Below are 16,939 nucleotides of genomic sequence, written 5' to 3'. Positions count from 1 at the left end.
GTCGCTTTTTCGTCGTTTTTCACCACACGTATCGCTAGGTGGCTACTCCCATGTCAGAAACAGATCCCAGGCGCTGGAAAGCGCTGATCTTCATCGCGCTCGCGCAGCTGATGGTCGTCCTCGACGCGACCATCGTGAACATCGCGCTGCCCTCCGCCCAGCAGGACCTGGGCATCTCGGACGGCAACCGCCAGTGGGTCATCACGGCCTATGCCCTTGCCTTTGGCGGGCTGCTGCTCTTCGGCGGTCGCATAGCCGACCTCTGGGGCCGCAAGCGCACCTTTGTGACCGGCCTCGTCGGCTTCGCCGCGGCCTCCGCGCTCGGCGGCGCCGCGTCGGGCGAGGCGATGATGCTGGGCGCCCGCGCCCTCCAGGGTGTGTTCGGCGCGCTGCTCGCGCCCGCCGCCCTCTCGCTGCTCGCCGTGATGTTCACCGATGCCAAGGAGCGCGCCAAGGCGTTCGGCATCTACGGTGCGATCGCCGGTGGCGGTGGCGCCGTGGGCCTGATCCTCGGCGGCTTCCTCACCGAGTACCTGAACTGGCGCTGGACGTTCTTCGTGAACATCCCCTTCGCCGCGGTCGCCGCACTCGGCGCCTACTTCGTCATCCGTGAGCCGGCCGGCGGCCGCAACCGCTCGCCGCTCGACATCCCCGGCGTGGTCCTGTCCACCCTCGGTCTGGTCTCGCTCGTCTACGGCTTCACGCGCGCCGAGTCGGCCGGCTGGTCGGACTCCCTGACCATCGGCATGTTCGTCGGCTCCGCCGTCCTGCTCGCCGCGTTCGTCCTCACCGAGTCGAAGGTCAAGTCGCCGCTGCTGCCGCTGCGCGTCCTGACCGAGCGCAACCGCGGCGGTGTCTACCTGTCGCTCGGCCTCGCGATCATCGCGATGTTCGGCCTGTTCCTGTTCCTCACGTACTACCTGCAGATCGTCAAGGGCTTCTCGCCGGTCAAGACCGGCTTCGCGTTCCTGCCGATGATCGTCGGCATGATCACGGGCTCCACGCAGATCGGCGCCCGCCTGATGACCCGCGTCGCACCGCGGCTGCTGATGGGCCCCGGCTTCGTGGTCGCGGCCGTCGGCATGCTGCTCCTGACGCAGCTGGAGATCGGCACCTCGTACGCCGGTCTGATCCTGCCCGCGCAGCTGCTGCTCGGTCTCGGCATGGGTACGGCGTTCATGCCCGCCATGTCCCTGGCCACGCACGGTGTCGAGGCGCGTGACTCCGGTGTCGCCTCCGCGATGGTCAACACCTCGCAGCAGGTCGGCGGCGCCATCGGCACCGCTCTCCTGAACACCATCGCCGCCTCCGCCACGACCGCCTACGTCGTGGACCACGCGGCGGGCGCGACCACTCCGGCCGCGCAGAAGCTGCTCCAGGCGCAGGCCATGGTCGAGGGCTACACCAGCGCGATCTGGTGGGCCGTGGGCATCCTGCTCGCCGCCTCCGCGATCGCCTTCACCCTCATCAACACCGGTGCCCAGGGCGGCGCTCCGGCCGCCTCGGGCGACACCGACGGTGCGGTCGAGGACGAGGTGCGCATCCCGGTGGTCGCGCACTGACCCCGGCCATCCGCACTCGATGAAGGGGGTCTAGCGGAGCCAGGGCAGGTCCGCCCCCGCCTCCTTCGGCTGAAGTCCCTCGGCGACGATCATCATGATCTCGCCGAGGGACTTCTGCTGTTCCGGGGTGAGCCGGTCGAAGAGGGCCTGGCGTACGGCGGTGACGTGGCCGGGGGCGGTCCTGCGAAGGACGTCGTAGCCGTCGTCGGTGAGGATCGCGAACTGGCCGCGCTTGTCCGAGGGGCAGTCCTCGCGGCGCACCCAGCCGCTCTTCTCCAGGCGGGCGATGGCGTGCGAGAGACGGGACCGGGTGATCTTGGTGTTCCTGGCCAGCTCCGTCATGCGCAGCCGCCGCCGCGGGGCGACGGAGAGCTGGACGAGCAGGCCGTAGTAGATGTGCGGCATACCGGCGTCGCGCTGCAACTGGCGGTCGAGATGGTCTTCCAGGAGCGTGGTGGCCTGCAGATACGCGAGCCAGGTGCGCTGTTCCTCGTCATTGAGCCAGCGCGGTTCCCCGTCGGGGGGAGAAGTGGGTGCCGTGTCCATGTACTCCACTGTACGCAGCCCTTCCTTGAAAGTTAAACAATGCAGGAGTAGGGTCATCGTCAGAGAAACTTGAGAGTTAAAGCAACTTGTTCCCTACGTTCTCGGAGGTGCCGCCATGACCGCAACCCAGGAGCGCATGCCCGCCCTGTACCTCAGCCACGGCGCACCCCCGCTCGCCGACGACGCGCTCTGGCCCGACCAGCTCCGCGCCTGGTCGGCCCAGCTGCCGCACCCCAAGGCCATCCTCATGGTCTCCGCCCACTGGGAGGAGGCCCCCCTCGCGCTCGGCGCGATCGAGACGACGCCGCTCGTGTACGACTTCTGGGGCTTCCCCGAGCACTACTACCAGGTGACGTACGCCGCTCCGGGCGCCCCTCAACTGGCCGATTCCGTACGTAAATTGCTGCGCGGGGCCGGTACGCCGGTGCAGGACATCCCGGATCGCGGGCTCGACCACGGAGCGTACGTCCCCCTCGTCGAGATGTACCCGGACGCGGACATCCCCGTACTCCAGATCTCCCTGCCGACCCTCGACCCGCGGCGCCTGATGGACATCGGCCGCAAGCTGGCGCCGCTGCGGGACGAGGGCGTGCTGATCGTCGGCAGCGGCTTCTTCACGCACAACCTGGCTGCGCTGCGGCAGGGCGGTACGCCGTCGTGGTCGACGGAGTTCGACGCGTGGGGGCACGAGGCGCTCGACGCGGGCGACGTGGACGGCCTCCTGGACTTCCGGCACAAGTCCCCGGCGGGCGAGCTCGCACATCCGCGTACGGAGCACTTCGCGCCGCTGTTCGTGACGCTGGGGGCGGCGGAGGCCGCGGGGGACCTCGGCGGGCAGCGCAGTGTGATCGACGGGTTCTGGATGGGGCTCGCCAAGAGGTCGGTGCAGTTCGGCTGACGCGCCCTTCTACGGGCCCTAGGTGAGCGGTTCGCTGATCTCGATCGCGCGCAGGGCCGCCGTCAGGGCCTGTTCGCCGCCCACGTCCAGTGCCGTGTCGGTGAACTTGATGACGTGCTCGTCGCCGTGCGCCAGGGCCCGCTCGAAGACCTCCTCGGGGGCGAAGGTGCCGGGTGCGGTGTAGGCGACCGGGGCGTCCGGCGCGTACATCGAGGTCACGGCGGCCGACGCCGTCCAGGCCGCGTGCAGGCTCGGCGCCCACAGCGGGCGGGGCAGCGCGGGCAGGGCACGCAGGACGGCGTTGGGCGCGGTCGACGCGTGCACCAGCATGGTCTGGTCGCCGTGGCCGTGCGTGGCGTACCGGTGGGTGGCCGCCCGCACGAGCTCGGTCAGCCTGCGGTGCGCCTCGTCGGGATCCGTCACGGAGGCCGCCCAGACGGGCAGGCCCGCGACCCGGCCCAGCCTGACGGGGAAGCTGCCGTCGGCCCGGTCTGGGATGGGCCGCACGGCGTCCAGGGCGGTGGCCGCGGTGCCGTCGACCGCGGGCAGGAGTTCGATGCCGGTGACGGGGTGGTGGCGGGCGGCCCAGTAGCCGAGGCCATGGGCGAGTTCGGTGCGGCGGGGCTGCGTCTCCTCGCCGTTCAGGAGCGTGCGCACCGCGTGGCCCACGCGGATCACCGGGTGCGTGGAGCCGCCGTACATGCCGGGCAGCAGGCGGGGCCACCAGGCGGCCAGCACGTCGCGCCACGGGCGTCCGCCGGACTCCCCGATCTGCCGGTCGAAGTACGCGATCCAGTCCGCCGCGCGGCGCGGATCGCCCAGGGCCTCGCGCCAGTTGTCGCCGGTGATTGGCTCGATCGAACTCGGGTACTCCTCCAACTTCGGCGCGTACAGCTCGAGCCAGCGGTGGACGGCCCCGGACAGGCCGTGCGCGGCGAGCGCCTCGACGGCCATCGGGGCGTGGTTGGTGAGCCGTCCGAGCCGCTCGGGGCCCGAGGCGTGCAGGCGCTGGAGGGCTTCGTCGAGGGTGCCGGTGGTGTCGGTCGCGGCGGTCGCTGAGGGGTCGGCCGGGGTATCGGCTGTGGCGTCCATGGCGGGCACGGTAGGCGGGACGCGAGCAGGGGCGTAACGGCCTTGCGGCCTAGGTCGGGTCTTAGGACGGGCCTGGTCGGGACCTACGACCCGCGTCAGCGCCCGGCGCCCAGGGGACGCTCGTACCAGGCGACGTCCCAGTAGCGGCCGAACTTGCGGCCCACCTCTTGGTACGTGCCGACGTGCCGGAAGCCGAAACGTTCGTGGAGGCGGACCGACGCGTCGTTCGGCTGGGCGATCCCGGCGTAGGCGCGGTGCACGTCCTCGCCCTCCAGGGCCTCGAAGAGCGCCTTGTAGAGCAGGGTGCCGATGCCGCGGCCCCCGGCGTCCGGAGCGCAGTACACGCTCACCTCCACGGAGGTGGCGTAAGCGGGCCTGTCCCGGAAAGGAGAACTGGTGGCGTACCCGAGGATCACCCCGGAAACCCGCTCGCGGGCAACCAAGAGGCGGTGCGGGCCGTCTTCAGGGTGGGAGAGCAGCCAAGGGTGTCGCTCTTCCGGCGAGAAGACGGCCGTGTCGAATGTGATCGCCGTCTCACGTACATAGTGGTTGTAGATGTCGGTCAGGGCCGTGAGATCGGCCTCCGCGCCCGGCCTGACCTGCACCTCTGTACGTTCCGACGCCATCTGGCCTCCCCTTGTGGCGGCACAGGGTACTGCAAGGTCACGAAAATAGATGCGCGGCTTGGGAATTCTGTCCGGATTCCAGTCGTTGTTTCCATCGGAAGCAGGGCACCCGCAAGGGTGTGGTTTCCACCACAGAGGCCCATGAAAAGGGCCGACCAGGACCTCCACACGCAAGGGAGCACGCATGGCAACCCGTGCCGTCGCCCGTCGTAAGTCCGCCTCCACCGGCGAGACCGACGCGGCTCGCAGTGTTCGCGCCGTAGGCGGGGAGATCGCCGACCGCGACCTGGTCGGCATGTACCTCGACGAGATCGCGCGTACGCCTCTCCTCGACGCCGCCAAGGAAGTCGAGCTGTCCCAGATCATCGAGGCCGGCGTGTATGCCCGGAAGATACTCGACGGCGACGTCGAGGACTCCGTCCCCGGCGCCTCCGCGTCCCGTGAGGAGCTGGAGGCGCTGGTCGCCGACGGCGAGCGGGCCAAGGACATCTTCATCCGGTCCAACCTCCGACTCGTCGTCGCCGTCGCGCGCCGCTACCCGCGCAGCGGTCTGCCGCTCCTCGACCTCATCCAGGAGGGGAACGCGGGCCTGGTCCGCGCGGTCGAGAAGTTCGACTACGCCAAGGGCTTCAAGTTCTCCACGTACGCCACGTGGTGGATCCGCCAGGCCATCACGCGCTCCATAGCCGACCAGTCCCGCACCATCCGGCTCCCCGTCCACCTGGTGGAGGAGCTGGGGCGCATCCGCCGGGTCATGCGCGAGTTCAACCGCAAGCACGGCCGCGACCCCGAGCCGGAAGAGGTCGCCGCGGAGCTCGACACGACGCCGGCGCGCGTCACCGACGTCCTGGACTGGGCGCGCGACCCGGTCTCCCTGAACATGGGCGTGGACGACAACGGAGACACGCAGTTCGGTGACCTCCTCGAGGACACCTCCGCGGTCTCGCCCGAGCAGTCCGTCCTGACCCTGCTGCGCAGCGAGGAGCTCGACGACCTGATCGGCCGCCTCGACCAGCGCACGGCCTCCATCATCAAGATGCGGTACGGCATCGAGGACGGCCGCGAGCGGACCCTCACGGAGGTCGGCAAGCAGCATGGTCTGACCCGCGAGCGGATCCGCCAGATCGAGAAGCACGCGCTGCTCGAACTGAAGAAGCTGGCGCGGGATACGGGGTTCGACGCGGCGGCCTAGGCCTTGGCGGCCCGCGAAGCCGCCCCTCAGCCGAGCCCCGGTGCCATCCCCCCCCGGCACCGGGGCTCATTTCTGCCCTCTACCCTCAACCCACTTCCGGCGCTTGGCGCGAGGCAGTCCCCACCCACCCACCCGCCCGATTGCCCAGCGTCCCCCACCGCGCCGAACAGGCCCTCCCACCCACCCGCCCGATTGCCCCGCGTTCGTCTCCGCACCGAACGAGCTCTCCCACCCACCCGCCCGATTGCTCGGCGTTTGATCCTCAGCGAACTCGCTCTCCCGCCCGCCCGCTCGATTACCCCGAGTTATGGGTGGTGTGTGGGTGGGAGAACTCCGCGCGGAGCGCGGGACAGTAGTACCGCCCACCGGCCCGCGGTGTCAGTCCCCTGAGTCAGGCGGCGACGCCCCCGCCCCCCGCGTCAAGCGGGAGCCCAGTTCGTGGAGGGATGCCACCAGTTCCGGGGGCTGGTGGGCTGTGAAGTCCAGGCCCGTCATGGCCAGCCGCACCGCCAACCAGTCAACCGCGTCCGTCACCGTAGAACGGACCCGGCACGTAGTGGCCGTCACCGGCTCCGGCGTCCCCAGCGCCGAGGGGAACACCCCCGCGACGGCCTCCGCGGACGCCGAGAACGTCACGTCGATCTCGTACGACGGCTGCCCCCGCCACATCGACCGGCGGATGAACTCCGCGGCATCCCCCGTGGGCAACTCCCGCGGCACGAACCGCGCCCCGGTCGCGAAGGGCGACGACACCCGGTCCACCCGGAACGTGCGCCAGTCGTCGCGGTCGATGTCGTACGCGACGAGATACCAGCGCCGGCCCGTCGAGACGAGGCGGTGCGGCTCCGTCAGGCGGCGCGACTCCGTGCCGTCGCCGGAGCGGTACGCGAAGCGCAGGCGCTCCTGGCCCGCAGCGGCGGACGCCATGACCGTCAGCGTCTCGGGCGCGATACTCGCGCCGTCCCCGCTGGTCAGCGGCGTCGTCGCGATCTGGAGGGTCTGGACGCGGTGGCGCAGGCGCGACGGAAGGACCTGCTCCAGCTTCGTCAGCGCCCGTACCGACGCCTCCTCCACCCCCTCCACCGCGTGCCCCGCCCCGGCCCGCAGCCCCACCGCGATCGCCACCGCCTCCTCGTCGTCCAGGACGAGCGGAGGCATCGCCTTGCCCGCGACGAGGCGGTAGCCGCCGCTCGCCCCCTGGCTCGCCTGCACCGGATAGCCGAGGTCCCGCAGCCGGTCGATGTCGCGCCGCACCGTGCGACGGCTGACCCCGAGCCGCTCCGACAGCTCCCCTCCGGGCCACTCGCGCGGGGTCTGGAGGAGGGAGAGGAGTTGTAGGAGCCGAGCCGGGGTGTCCGTACCACCACCGGACCCACCGGACCGTTCCGAAGCCGAAGCCGAGGTCGCACCAGAAGCAGAAGCAGAAGCAGAAGCAGAAGCCGCACCCGAGGTCGTGCCCGAAGCCGAGGTCGTGCCCGAAGTCGAAGTCATGTCGTTCAGGATGCCGCGCATCTAGGACATGTTCTGGCCTATATGACTTCTAGCCTTCTCTCATGACTTACAGCAGCCCCGCCACAACACCGCCCGGAACGGCCGCCGCAGCCGACCGGCGCCGCTGGTTCGCCCTCGCCATCGTGATGACCGCGGCCTTCATGGACCTCGTCGACGTCACCATCGTCAACATCGCGATCCCCTCCATCCAGGAGGACGCGGGCGCCTCGTACAGCCAGATCCAGTGGATCACCGCGGGCTACGCGCTCGCCTTCGCGGCCGGACTCATCACCGGCGGGCGGCTCGGCGACATCCACGGGCGCAAGCGGATGTTCCTCATAGGGATCGCGGGCTTCACGCTCGCCTCCGCGCTCTGCGGGTTCGCCGCGAACCCGGAGATGCTGGTCGCCTCGCGGATCCTCCAGGGCGGCATGGCCGCGATGATGGTGCCGCAGGTCCTGTCGATCGTGCACGCCACCTTCCCCGCGCACGAGCGGGGCAAGGTCTTCGGGCTCTTCGGGATGATCGTGGGCCTCGGCGCCGTATCGGGGCCGCTGCTCGGCGCGCTGCTCACGCAGTGGAACATCTTCGGGCTCGAATGGCGGCCGATCTTCCTGATCAACCTGCCCGTCGGCATCGCGGGACTGATCCTGGGCAGCAAGTTCATCACCGAGTCCAAGGCGCCCAGGGCCCTCAAGCTCGACCTCGTCGGCGTCGTCCTCGTCACGCTCGGCCTGCTCATGGTGCTCTACCCGCTGACCCGCGGCCGCGAGCTGGACTGGCCGCTGTGGGGCTACGTCATGATGGCGGGCGGACTCGTCGTGTTCGGCGCGCTCATCGCGTACGAGAAGGCGAAGGCGGCGAAGGACGGTTCGCCGCTCGTGGAGCTGTCCCTGTTCAAGGTGAAGAGCTTCGCCGCGGGTATCGCGGTGCAGACCGTGTTCGGTGTCGCGATGGGCATCTTCTTCCTGGTCTGGACGGTGTACATGCAGACGGGGCTCGGCTGGAGCGCGCTGCGGGCGGGGGTGACCGGGGTGCCGTTCTCGATCGCCGTCTCGGCGGCGGCCGGTATGTCCGTGCAGAAGCTCGTGCCGCGGTTCGGGCGCAAGGTGCTCCAGGGCGGGGCGCTCATCATGGCCACCGGTGTGCTGCTCTACATCTGGGAGGCGGACCGGTACGGCGCGGGCATCACGTCCTGGCAGATGGCCCTGCCGCTGGTCGTGATGGGCGCCGGCATGGGGTTCATCGTCGCGCCCCTGACGGACGCCATCCTCTCGGACGTGCCGCGTGAGCACTCGGGGTCCGCGTCCGGTCTGCTCAACACCGTGCAGCAGATGGGTACGGCGCTGGGGCTCGGCCTGGTCTCCGTCGTGTTCTTCGGAATGATCGACGAGAAGGCGGCGCGGAGCGAGGTGCCGATGGAGATCGTGGGCGCGTTCCAGAACTCGCTGTGGTGGGTCGTCGGCGTGCTCGTCGTCATCTTCCTGCTGATGTTCGCCCTGCCGGGCAAGCCGCGGCAGCACGTCGAGGGCGGCGGTGACGAGGACGTGGTCGCCGATGCGGGTGCCGATGCGGCTGCCGATGCGGCCGACGGACACCCGGAGCGGGAGCCCGCGTTGACCTCCTGAGCGGTGTCGGCGGGCGTGTTGCACGCGGCCCGGGCGGAGCCAAGGTCCATCAGAAGGGACCTAGAGCTCCGCCCGGGCCGCCGTCGCGTCCAGGGATTCCAGTACGGCGCCGAGGTTGCCGCCCTTGGTGACGGCGGCCCCGATCTCCTTGCGGATGGCCGCCCGTACCGACGGCCAGGAGCGCATGCCGACCGGCTGGAACTGCGCCCGCGGCATCTGGTCGATGAACTTCCACAGCGGGCGCTGAGCAGTGTCCGCGCGCAGCGCCGACGACGCGGAGCTGGTCACCGGGAGCGCGGCCTGCCCGCCGCCGTACGCCTTCGCCGACTTGCGGCCGTAGAGGTAGCCGAGGAACGTGCCGCACGCGTCGCTGTGGCCGTTCTGCTTGAACGCCATCAGCCAGTCGCTCAGGCCCACCGGAGCCGCCGCCCCGCCGAGGCGGCTGGGGAACGCGGCATGCGCGTAGGGGAACTTGACCTTGTCGGCGGCGCCCATCAGCACCGGGTGCGCGATCAGCATTCCGATGCGGCCGCGCATGAACTGCTCGTACGCGTCCGTCCTGTTGAGCCCGGCCGGGTCCGCGCCCGCGAGGCCCTTCGCCACCAGCTCGTCCCGCAGCCAGGTCAGCGTCCGCACGTTGCTCGCGGTGTGGAAGTCGTAGCTGCCGGCCAGCGCCGCGTAGCCGCCTTCGTCCGCGAGCAGCCAGGACAGGGTCTCGTCCTCGGCTGCCTCGGGGCCCAACTGCAGCCCGTACGGGGTCTTCACGCCGATCCCCTTCAGCGCCACGGCCGCTGCTTGCAGCTCGTCCCAGGAGGTGGGGGCGCCGCTGATGCCGGCCTGCTTGAAGAGGGCCGTGTTGTAGAAGAGGCGCGGGGTGCTGGCGAGGAAGGGGATGCCGTACTGGATGTGCTTGACCGATCCGGCCTCGGCGTACGAGCGGGTGAAGTCGGCCTCGGTGCGGATGTCGAAGAGGTCGGAGGCGTCGTAGAGCTGGTCGTCCTCGGCGTACGGGGCGAAGACGTTCGACTGCGCGATGTCGGGGGCGTCGCCGTCCTTCACGCGGCGGGCGAGTGTCCTGTCCAGCTTGTCGAAGGGGACGCGTTCCAGGGCGATCTTGACGGTGGGGTGCGCCTTCTCGAAGGCGTCGACCAAGCCGTCCCACTGGTCGCCGATGGAGGAGCCGACGCTCTTGTCGTAGCTGGCGACGAGGAGTTTGAGGGTGGTGGTGTCGCCGGTGGAGGAGCAGCCGGTGAGGCCGAGCGAGAGACCGAGGGTGGAGGCGCCGGTCAGGCCGGCGAGACCGGCCGAGCTGGTCAGGAACTGTCGACGACGCACCGGGCTTGCCACCTTCTCGGACGTACTTGCTCTGCCACCGCGCGAGCCGCCGCGGTTTGGTGGGGTCGTGCGGCGGGCTCTTGCCGTGAGCTCGTGTGGTGAGCTCGTGTGGTGGCAGATTCTGCCACACAGGCATATTGCGCCTCGGTGGCCCTGCTCCTTTGCCTGCGGCTTGCTGGCATAACCTGCCTCGCATGCCCGCAAGTTCGCTCAACTCGCCTGAATCACCTCAATCGCCTGGATCATCTGCATCATCTGCATCATCTAGATCGTCTGAATCACCGGTGTCTCCCGGCTCGCTCACCGAGCGCCGCAAGGCGGAGACGCGCCTGGACATCGCCCGTACGGCCGCCGCGCTCTTCGTCGCGAACGGGCTGCGCGGCACCCGTGCCGAGGACATCGCCCGCGCGGCGGGCGTCGCGCCGCGCACCTTCTACCGCTACTTCGCGACGAAGGAGGAGGCCGTCGCCCCGCTCTTCGCCGCCGGTGCGCAGCAGTGGGCCGAGGCGGTGCGGGACGCGCCCGCGGGGCTCTGTGTGCGGGACGCGCTGCGGCATGCGGCGGCGCGGACGCTGGTCCCGGACAGCGATGCGGCTCCGGGGGTCGCCATCGGGGACGCGGAGGCCCTTGAGTGGGTGCGGGCGCTGCTGCGGATGGTGATGGCGGGGGAGAGTGCGGCGCTGCGGGCGGTGTGGTCGGACGCTTGCCGCGTATCGGAGGAGACGCTGATCTCCGTCCTGGGGGAGCGGGAGGCGGGGGGTCCGGTCGCGGGGGAGGATGTGTCGCTGGAGCTGCGGCTGGTGGCGGGGGTTGCCAGTGCGGCGGTGCGGGTGGCGGTGGAGGCGTGGGCTTCGGGGGATGAGGCGGCCGGGGGTGCGGGTGGGCCTGCGGCCCTGGCTGAGCGGTGCATTGTTGCCCTGGAGGGCTTTCGCTGGCCGTAGGGCTTTTTCCGTCGCCGGGGGGCGGGGCGGGGGCGGGGGTGGGTCCGTGCCGGGTGTGTGCCGGGTGCGGGTCCGTACGGGGGCGGTGCGGGTCGTGTGTGGGTGCGGGGGCGCGCCGGTATGTCCGTCCTCGCCATCCGCTTGTGGGCGTCTGATTGCTTCGGTTCGGGAGAGCCGCTTGCCGTGCTCCGGGCGGAAATACCGGCACACCCCCTCGCGTCTCGTTGCCGACTGCGGGCCGTCGAGGGGTGCTGCTTGCCGTGCTCCGGGCTGCGGTCGGCGTGCCTGTCGGAGTCCGTTTGTGTCTGGGTTGGGTCCGGGTCTGTTTACTTTGGGGAAATCTCGCCGTAGCCTGCAAGTGAAACCACAGACTCGGGCATCAGGCGGAGGCAAACGGACATGTACGCACCGGAGCGGCAGCAGGAGATTCTGCGGCTCGCGCGTGACGGCGGACGGGTCGACGTGCTGTCGCTGGCCGAGGAGTTCAAGGTCACCGCCGAGACCATCCGGCGCGACCTGAAGGCCCTCGACCGTGCCGGTCTCGTGCGGCGCGTGCACGGCGGTGCCATACCGGCCGGACGTCTCGACTTCGAGCCCGACCTCGCCGAGCGCGAGGGAACGGCCGCCGACGAGAAGGACCGTATCGCCCGGGCCGCCCTCGCGGAGCTGCCCGCCGAAGGGAGCGTCATCCTCGACGCGGGCTCGACGGTGGCCCGCCTCGCCGCCTCCCTGCCGCTGGAAGCGACCTTCACCGTCGTCACGCACGGCCTGCCCACCGCCGCCCGCCTCGCCGACCACCCCGGCATCCAGCTCCACCTCATCGGGGGCCGCGTCCGCAGCCGTACGCGCGCCGCGGTCGATGCATGGGCGCTGCGGGCGTACGCCGAGATCCGCGCCGACGTCCTCTTCGTCGCCGCGAACGGCTTCTCCGCCGAAGCCGGTCTGACCACCCCCGACCTCGCCGAAGCGGCCGTCAAGCGCGCGGCGATCGGCGCGGCCCGCCGCGTGGTGCTCCTCGCGGACTCCGCCAAGCACGGGCAAGAGCACTTCGCGCGCTTCGGCGATCTCGACGACGTGGATCTGCTCATCACCGACACCGGACTCAGCCCCGAGGACGCCGCCGCGATCGAGAGCGGCGGCACGGAGGTGATCCGGGCATGAGCGGCGGCCCGGACCCGAACGCGGTCGACAGCAGCAATACGCAGGTCAGCAACGAAACGGTACGTACGCGCATGATCCTCACCGTCACCCCCAACCCCTCCCTCGACCGCACCTACGAGGTCCCCTCGCTGGACCGCGGCGAGGTCATCCGGGCCACCGGCGACCGGATGGACCCCGGTGGCAAGGGCGTCAACGTATCGAGGGCGGTCGCGGCGGCGGGGGGACAGACGCTCGCCGTCCTGCCGCTCGGCGGCGCGCCCGGCGCGCTCGTCGACCAACTCCTCGACGAGCAGGGCATCAAGGTCGCCCCGGTGTGGGTCGCGGGCCAGACCCGCTCCAACATCGCCGTGGCCGAACCGGACGGCACCCTCACCAAGATCAACGCGACCGGGCCCGAACTGACATCGGACGAGGCAGAGTTGCTGCTCTCCGCCGTGCGAGAGCGGTCCGCGGGGGCCGACTGGATCGCCTGCTGCGGCAGCCTCCCGCGCGGGCTCGCGCCCTCCTGGTACGCGGAGCTCGTGGCCCGCACGCACGCCGCGGGCGCCCGTATCGCCCTGGACACCTCGGGCCCCGCGCTGCTCGCGGCGCTCGCCGAGCGTCCCGATGTCGTCAAGCCGAACGCCCGTGAGCTCGCCGAAGCGGTGGGCCGCCCCCTGTCGACGGTCGGCGACGCGGTCAAGGCGGCGGAGGAGCTGCGGGCTTCGGGCGCGCGGGCCGTGCTCGCCAGCCTGGGCGCCGACGGGCAGATCCTGGTGGACGACACGGGCACGTACTTCGGCAGCGCTCCGGTCGACGCCGTACGCAGCAACGTCGGCGCCGGTGACTCCTCCCTGGCCGGTTTCCTCATCGCGGGCGGCAGCGGCCGGGACGCCCTCGCCTCGGCCGTGGCGCACGGCGCGGCGGCGGTGCAGCTGCCCGGCAGCGCGATGCCGACCCCGTCCGACCTCGCGCCCGGCGCGGTCACCGTCACCTCCGAGGTCCCCCTGGACCGCGTACTGACGGAGCCTGCGCCATGACGCCCCACCCCCAGCACCACCCGCACCTCCAGCTCCACACCCCCGTCCCCACCCCCGCCCTCCGGGCGATACGCGTGCGAAGGAGCCCGCGATGAGCGAGATGATCACCGCGGAACTGGTCGACCTCGAAATCGACCGGTCCGCCGGAACCAAGGAAGCGGCGGCCCGTGCCCTCGCCGAGCGCATGGTGGCCCTGGGCCGGGTGACCGACCTGGAGGGATTCCTCGCCGACGTGGCGGCCCGCGAGGCGCAGATGCCGACCGGCCTCGACGGCGGCATCGGCATCCCGCACTGCCGCAGCGCCCATGTCACCGAGCCGACCCTGGCCTTCGGCCGCTCGGCCGCCGGCATCGACTTCGGGGCGCCGGACGGACCGGCCGACCTGATCTTCCTGATCGCCGCCCCGGCAGGCGCCGACGACGCCCACCTGACCATCCTGTCGTCCCTCGCACGCCAGTTGATGGACGAGGAGTTCACCGGTGCGCTGCGGGGTGCGTCCGATCCGGCGTCGGCAGCGGCGCTGATCTCGGGTGACACGGCGGCCGCCCCCGACGCCGGGCAGCCGTCCCCGGAGGCGCCCGGCGAAGAGCCTCCTGCGTTCAGAATCGTCGCCGTCACGTCCTGCCCCACAGGCATCGCCCACACCTACATGGCGGCCGAGTCCCTGGAGAACGCCGCCCGCGAGGCAGGCGTAGAGCTGACGGTGGAGACCCAGGGCTCCGCGGGCTTCACCCGTCTCGGCCCGGAGGTCATCGCCGCCGCGGACGGTGTCGTCTTCGCGCACGACGTTCCCGTACGCGAGAAGGAGCGTTTCGCTGGTAAGCCCACCGTCGACGTCGGCGTGAAGGCCGGCATCAGCAGGCCCGCGGAGCTCATCGCGGAGGTCCGCGCGAAGGCGGCCCGCGGCGAGACGACGGCGGACGTCGGGCCGAGCCCCGTCGACAACGCCGGTGACAGCGGCGACGGCTACGGCACCAAGCTGCGCAAGTGGCTGATGTCCGGCGTCAGTTACATGGTCCCGTTCGTCGCCGCGGGCGGTCTCCTCATCGCACTCGGCTTCGCCATCGGCGGCTGGAAGATCGACAAGGCGCCGTCCGTCGCCGAGCACTTCGTGTGGACGGACACCACCAGCTGGGCCGCCCTCCTCTTCCAGATCGGCGGGCTCGCCTTCGCCTTCCTGGTGCCGGTACTCGCGGGCTACATCGCGTACGGCATGGCCGACCGCCCCGGACTCGTCCCCGGATTCGTCGGCGGCTCCGTCGCCGTCACCATCAACGCGGGCTTCCTCGGCGGCCTCGCGGCTGGTCTGATCGCGGGCGCGGTCGTCATGGGCATCCAGCGCGTGAAGATCCCGGCGGTCCTTCGCGGCATCATGCCGGTGGTCGTGATCCCGCTGATCTCCTCCGCGGTCGTCGGCTTCCTGATGTTCCTCGTCATCGGAAAGCCCATCGCCGAGTTGCAGAGCGCGCTCACCGACTGGCTGGAGGGCCTGTCCGGTGCCAACGCCATCATTCTCGGCGTCATCCTCGGCCTGATGATGTGCTTCGACCTCGGCGGCCCGCTGAACAAGGTCGCGTACGCCTTCGCCGTCGGCGGCCTCGCCAACCCGACCGAGGGCAGCCTCAAGGTCATGGCCGCGGTGATGGCGGCCGGTATGGTCCCGCCGCTTGCCATGGCCCTGGCCACCACGGTCCGCGGCCGCCTCTTCACCAAGACCGAGCGCGAGAACGGCAAGGCGGCCTGGTTCCTCGGCGCCTCCTTCATCACCGAGGGCGCGATTCCGTTCGCCGCGGCCGACCCGCTGCGGGTGATTCCCGCGTCGATGGCGGGCGGCGCGGTCACCGGCGCCCTGTCGATGGCCTTCGGCTGCACGCTGCGGGCCCCGCACGGCGGCATCTTCGTGGTGCCGCTCATCGGGCAGCCGCTGCTGTACCTGGTGGCGATCGTCGCCGGTGTCGGAGTCTCGACCGCGGCGGTCATCCTGCTCAAGGGCGCCCGGAAGACGGGCTCTCCGGAGGGCAGCGCCACGGCCGATGAGGCCGCGACGGACAAGCGCGTTCCGGCGGCCGTCTGAGCCCCTGCTGTCGGCCTCGGGCCGATGTAGCCCTATGAGGGGGGTTGTGCGACATGCGTCACTTCAGGACGTAAGTCCCACAACCCCCCTGTCGTAAGCCCCGGATCGTGTTGTCTACTGTGCGGCATGTTCCAGAATGTCTCGATCCTCCAGCAGGCAGGCGTGGCCGTACTGGCCGTCGCGACTGCCGCCTGGGCCGTGGGCCTGGTGCGGATGCTGCGGCGCGACCAGGTCGACATGGACGCCTTGCGCCGGTCGCAGGCGCTGGGCGTGCTGCCCGCACAGTCGGGCCCGCCGCGCGCGGAGACGGTCGAGCTGACGGCGGACGAACGAGCCGCCTTCGCCGGTCTCGTGCGCCAGTTCGGCGACCGCCGGTCCTGATACAGGCCGAGGGGCGCCGGTCCCGGCGCCCCTCGGGTGGCCGCGGTCGGCGCTGATGCCCCCGCGTCGCGGCCGGTGCCTACTTCGCCCGCTGCTGCGGGATGCTCCGTGCGCGCTGCTCCATCGCCGCGCGGGCGGCGCCCTCGGAGTCGTACACCTCGCAGCGGTGCCGCTTGTCGGGCGTGACCGTGTGCTCGACCTCCCAGAGGCTGAGCTCGCTGCCGTCGAAGAGCAGGAACGCGTGTTCGTAGAGCGAGAAGCTGAGGCGTGCCTCGCCCGGCAGGCAGGGGCGGCCGAAGGCCTGGGTGATCTGGTGCGCGAAGGCCGAGCGCAGTAACCGCTCGATGTCCTCGCCGGGACGCCCCTCGACCGCCGTGTTCTCCGCGCGGCGCAGCAGCCTTCGCGCGTGGTCCGCGGAGTCGTCCGGGACGTACGTATGACGGGGCTCCTCGGTTACCGGGAGCTGGAGCACGACGGGCTGTTCGCAGGCGCCCGCGGGGGTGTCGGGCGGGAGCGGCAGGCGTGAGGTGGCCACACCGGCGTCCTCCTCGTCCGCGTACAACTCGTGCTGGGCGTGGCTGCCGGGGCCCGTGTTGTGCACGAGCTCCCAGAGGGTGAGGGCGCTCGCGTCGGCGAGCAGCCACGTGTGGCGGTACGTCTCGCGGTGCAGGCCCGCGCTGTGGTGCGCTGAGTGCAGCGAACTGTCGTACGCGAGGGCGGACTCCAGGCGCCCTATCGTGTCGTCCGGCAGGTCGAAGGAGTTCAGGGCGCGGCGAAGAAGCTGCTCGAGATGCTCCTGTGGGGAGTGCGGAGACTTCTGCTCGGCAGACTGTGGCTCGTACGCCGTCTCGTACTCGTACGGAACGCTCAAGGTCTCTCCCGGCGTTGCTGCATGTCACCTTGTGAGTGCATACCGTAGCCCCTGTGTCGGACATCATGTCCGGGAACGGGAAAACGAACGAGCCGCACGGCAAGTTCCCGTGCGGCTCGCGG

The 16,939-nt window shown here is 70.9% G+C and carries 15 protein-coding genes; 9 read left to right on the top strand and 6 right to left on the bottom strand.

Annotated elements, in window-relative coordinates; genetic code table 11:
* The first annotated feature begins 50 nt into the window (after positions 1 to 50).
* Positions 51 to 1,562 carry an MFS transporter gene (locus tag ABZ906_RS27530; protein ID WP_361195144.1) on the top strand — a complete coding sequence of 504 codons (1,512 nt, stop codon included), beginning with the start codon at positions 51 to 53 and terminating at the stop codon, positions 1,560 to 1,562.
* A gap of 30 nt (positions 1,563 to 1,592) precedes the next feature.
* Here the strand turns inward: ABZ906_RS27530 and ABZ906_RS27525 are convergent, their stop codons facing one another.
* A complete protein-coding gene (locus tag ABZ906_RS27525) occupies positions 1,593 to 2,108 on the bottom strand; it encodes a MarR family transcriptional regulator (protein ID WP_361195146.1) in 516 nt (171 codons plus the stop codon).
* A 115-nt stretch (positions 2,109 to 2,223) separates the two neighbouring features.
* On the opposite strand from ABZ906_RS27525, the gene ABZ906_RS27520 reads away from it, so the two are divergent.
* Entirely contained in the window at positions 2,224 to 3,006 is a 783-nt protein-coding gene (locus ABZ906_RS27520; RefSeq protein WP_361387018.1) for a class III extradiol ring-cleavage dioxygenase, read from the top strand.
* Positions 3,007 to 3,024: 18 nt separating this feature from the next.
* Here ABZ906_RS27520 and ABZ906_RS27515 read toward each other — a convergent pair whose 3' ends face one another.
* Positions 3,025 to 4,098, bottom strand: a complete 1,074-nt coding sequence (locus ABZ906_RS27515; RefSeq protein ID WP_361387015.1) for a questin oxidase family protein — start codon at positions 4,096 to 4,098, stop codon at positions 3,025 to 3,027.
* A gap of 95 nt (positions 4,099 to 4,193) precedes the next feature.
* The gene (locus ABZ906_RS27510) at positions 4,194 to 4,724 is read right to left on the bottom strand and encodes an N-acetyltransferase family protein (RefSeq protein ID WP_361387012.1); all 531 of its coding nucleotides are present in this window, start codon (positions 4,722 to 4,724) and stop codon (positions 4,194 to 4,196) included.
* Positions 4,725 to 4,908: 184 nt separating this feature from the next.
* Between ABZ906_RS27510 and ABZ906_RS27505 the strand changes: the two genes are divergently transcribed.
* Positions 4,909 to 5,916, top strand: a complete 1,008-nt coding sequence (locus tag ABZ906_RS27505; protein ID WP_361195154.1) for a sigma-70 family RNA polymerase sigma factor — start codon at positions 4,909 to 4,911, stop codon at positions 5,914 to 5,916.
* A gap of 378 nt (positions 5,917 to 6,294) precedes the next feature.
* Here ABZ906_RS27505 and ABZ906_RS27500 read toward each other — a convergent pair whose 3' ends face one another.
* Positions 6,295 to 7,407: a YafY family protein gene (locus ABZ906_RS27500; protein ID WP_361387009.1), complete on the bottom strand. Its 1,113-nt coding sequence runs from the start codon at positions 7,405 to 7,407 to the stop codon at positions 6,295 to 6,297.
* A 62-nt stretch (positions 7,408 to 7,469) separates the two neighbouring features.
* On the opposite strand from ABZ906_RS27500, the gene ABZ906_RS27495 reads away from it, so the two are divergent.
* On the top strand, positions 7,470 to 9,035 hold the full coding sequence (locus ABZ906_RS27495) for an MFS transporter (RefSeq protein ID WP_361387006.1): 1,566 nt from the start codon (positions 7,470 to 7,472) through the stop codon (positions 9,033 to 9,035).
* 60 nt (positions 9,036 to 9,095) lie between these two features.
* Here the strand turns inward: ABZ906_RS27495 and ABZ906_RS27490 are convergent, their stop codons facing one another.
* A complete protein-coding gene (locus tag ABZ906_RS27490) occupies positions 9,096 to 10,370 on the bottom strand; it encodes an extracellular solute-binding protein (RefSeq protein ID WP_361387003.1) in 1,275 nt (424 codons plus the stop codon).
* 284 nt (positions 10,371 to 10,654) lie between these two features.
* Here ABZ906_RS27490 and ABZ906_RS27485 point away from each other — a divergent pair, with 284 nt between their 5' ends.
* The 5 genes from ABZ906_RS27485 (at position 10,655) to ABZ906_RS27465 (ending at position 15,946) form a co-directional block, all read left to right on the top strand.
* The gene (locus ABZ906_RS27485) at positions 10,655 to 11,311 is read left to right on the top strand and encodes a TetR family transcriptional regulator (RefSeq protein WP_361387000.1); all 657 of its coding nucleotides are present in this window, start codon (positions 10,655 to 10,657) and stop codon (positions 11,309 to 11,311) included.
* A gap of 399 nt (positions 11,312 to 11,710) precedes the next feature.
* Positions 11,711 to 12,472, top strand: a complete 762-nt coding sequence (locus ABZ906_RS27480; protein WP_361195164.1) for a DeoR/GlpR family DNA-binding transcription regulator — start codon at positions 11,711 to 11,713, stop codon at positions 12,470 to 12,472.
* A 71-nt stretch (positions 12,473 to 12,543) separates the two neighbouring features.
* Positions 12,544 to 13,491, top strand: a complete 948-nt coding sequence (gene pfkB / locus ABZ906_RS27475) for a 1-phosphofructokinase (RefSeq protein ID WP_361387439.1) — start codon at positions 12,544 to 12,546, stop codon at positions 13,489 to 13,491.
* Positions 13,492 to 13,582: 91 nt separating this feature from the next.
* The gene (locus tag ABZ906_RS27470) at positions 13,583 to 15,565 is read left to right on the top strand and encodes a fructose-specific PTS transporter subunit EIIC (RefSeq protein ID WP_361386997.1); all 1,983 of its coding nucleotides are present in this window, start codon (positions 13,583 to 13,585) and stop codon (positions 15,563 to 15,565) included.
* Between the two features lie 126 nt (positions 15,566 to 15,691).
* Positions 15,692 to 15,946, top strand: coding sequence for a hypothetical protein (locus ABZ906_RS27465; protein ID WP_361386994.1), 255 nt, complete (start codon positions 15,692 to 15,694; stop codon positions 15,944 to 15,946).
* Between the two features lie 79 nt (positions 15,947 to 16,025).
* Here the strand turns inward: ABZ906_RS27465 and ABZ906_RS27460 are convergent, their stop codons facing one another.
* Entirely contained in the window at positions 16,026 to 16,817 is a 792-nt protein-coding gene (locus tag ABZ906_RS27460; RefSeq protein ID WP_361386991.1) for a DUF6227 family protein, read from the bottom strand.
* Positions 16,818 to 16,939: the final 122 nt, after the last annotated feature.

The sequence above is a fragment of the Streptomyces sp. NPDC046925 genome (assembly GCF_040644915.1).
Lineage (GTDB): Bacteria > Actinomycetota > Actinomycetes > Streptomycetales > Streptomycetaceae > Streptomyces.
This window is presented reverse-complemented; position numbering and strand designations above follow the sequence as displayed.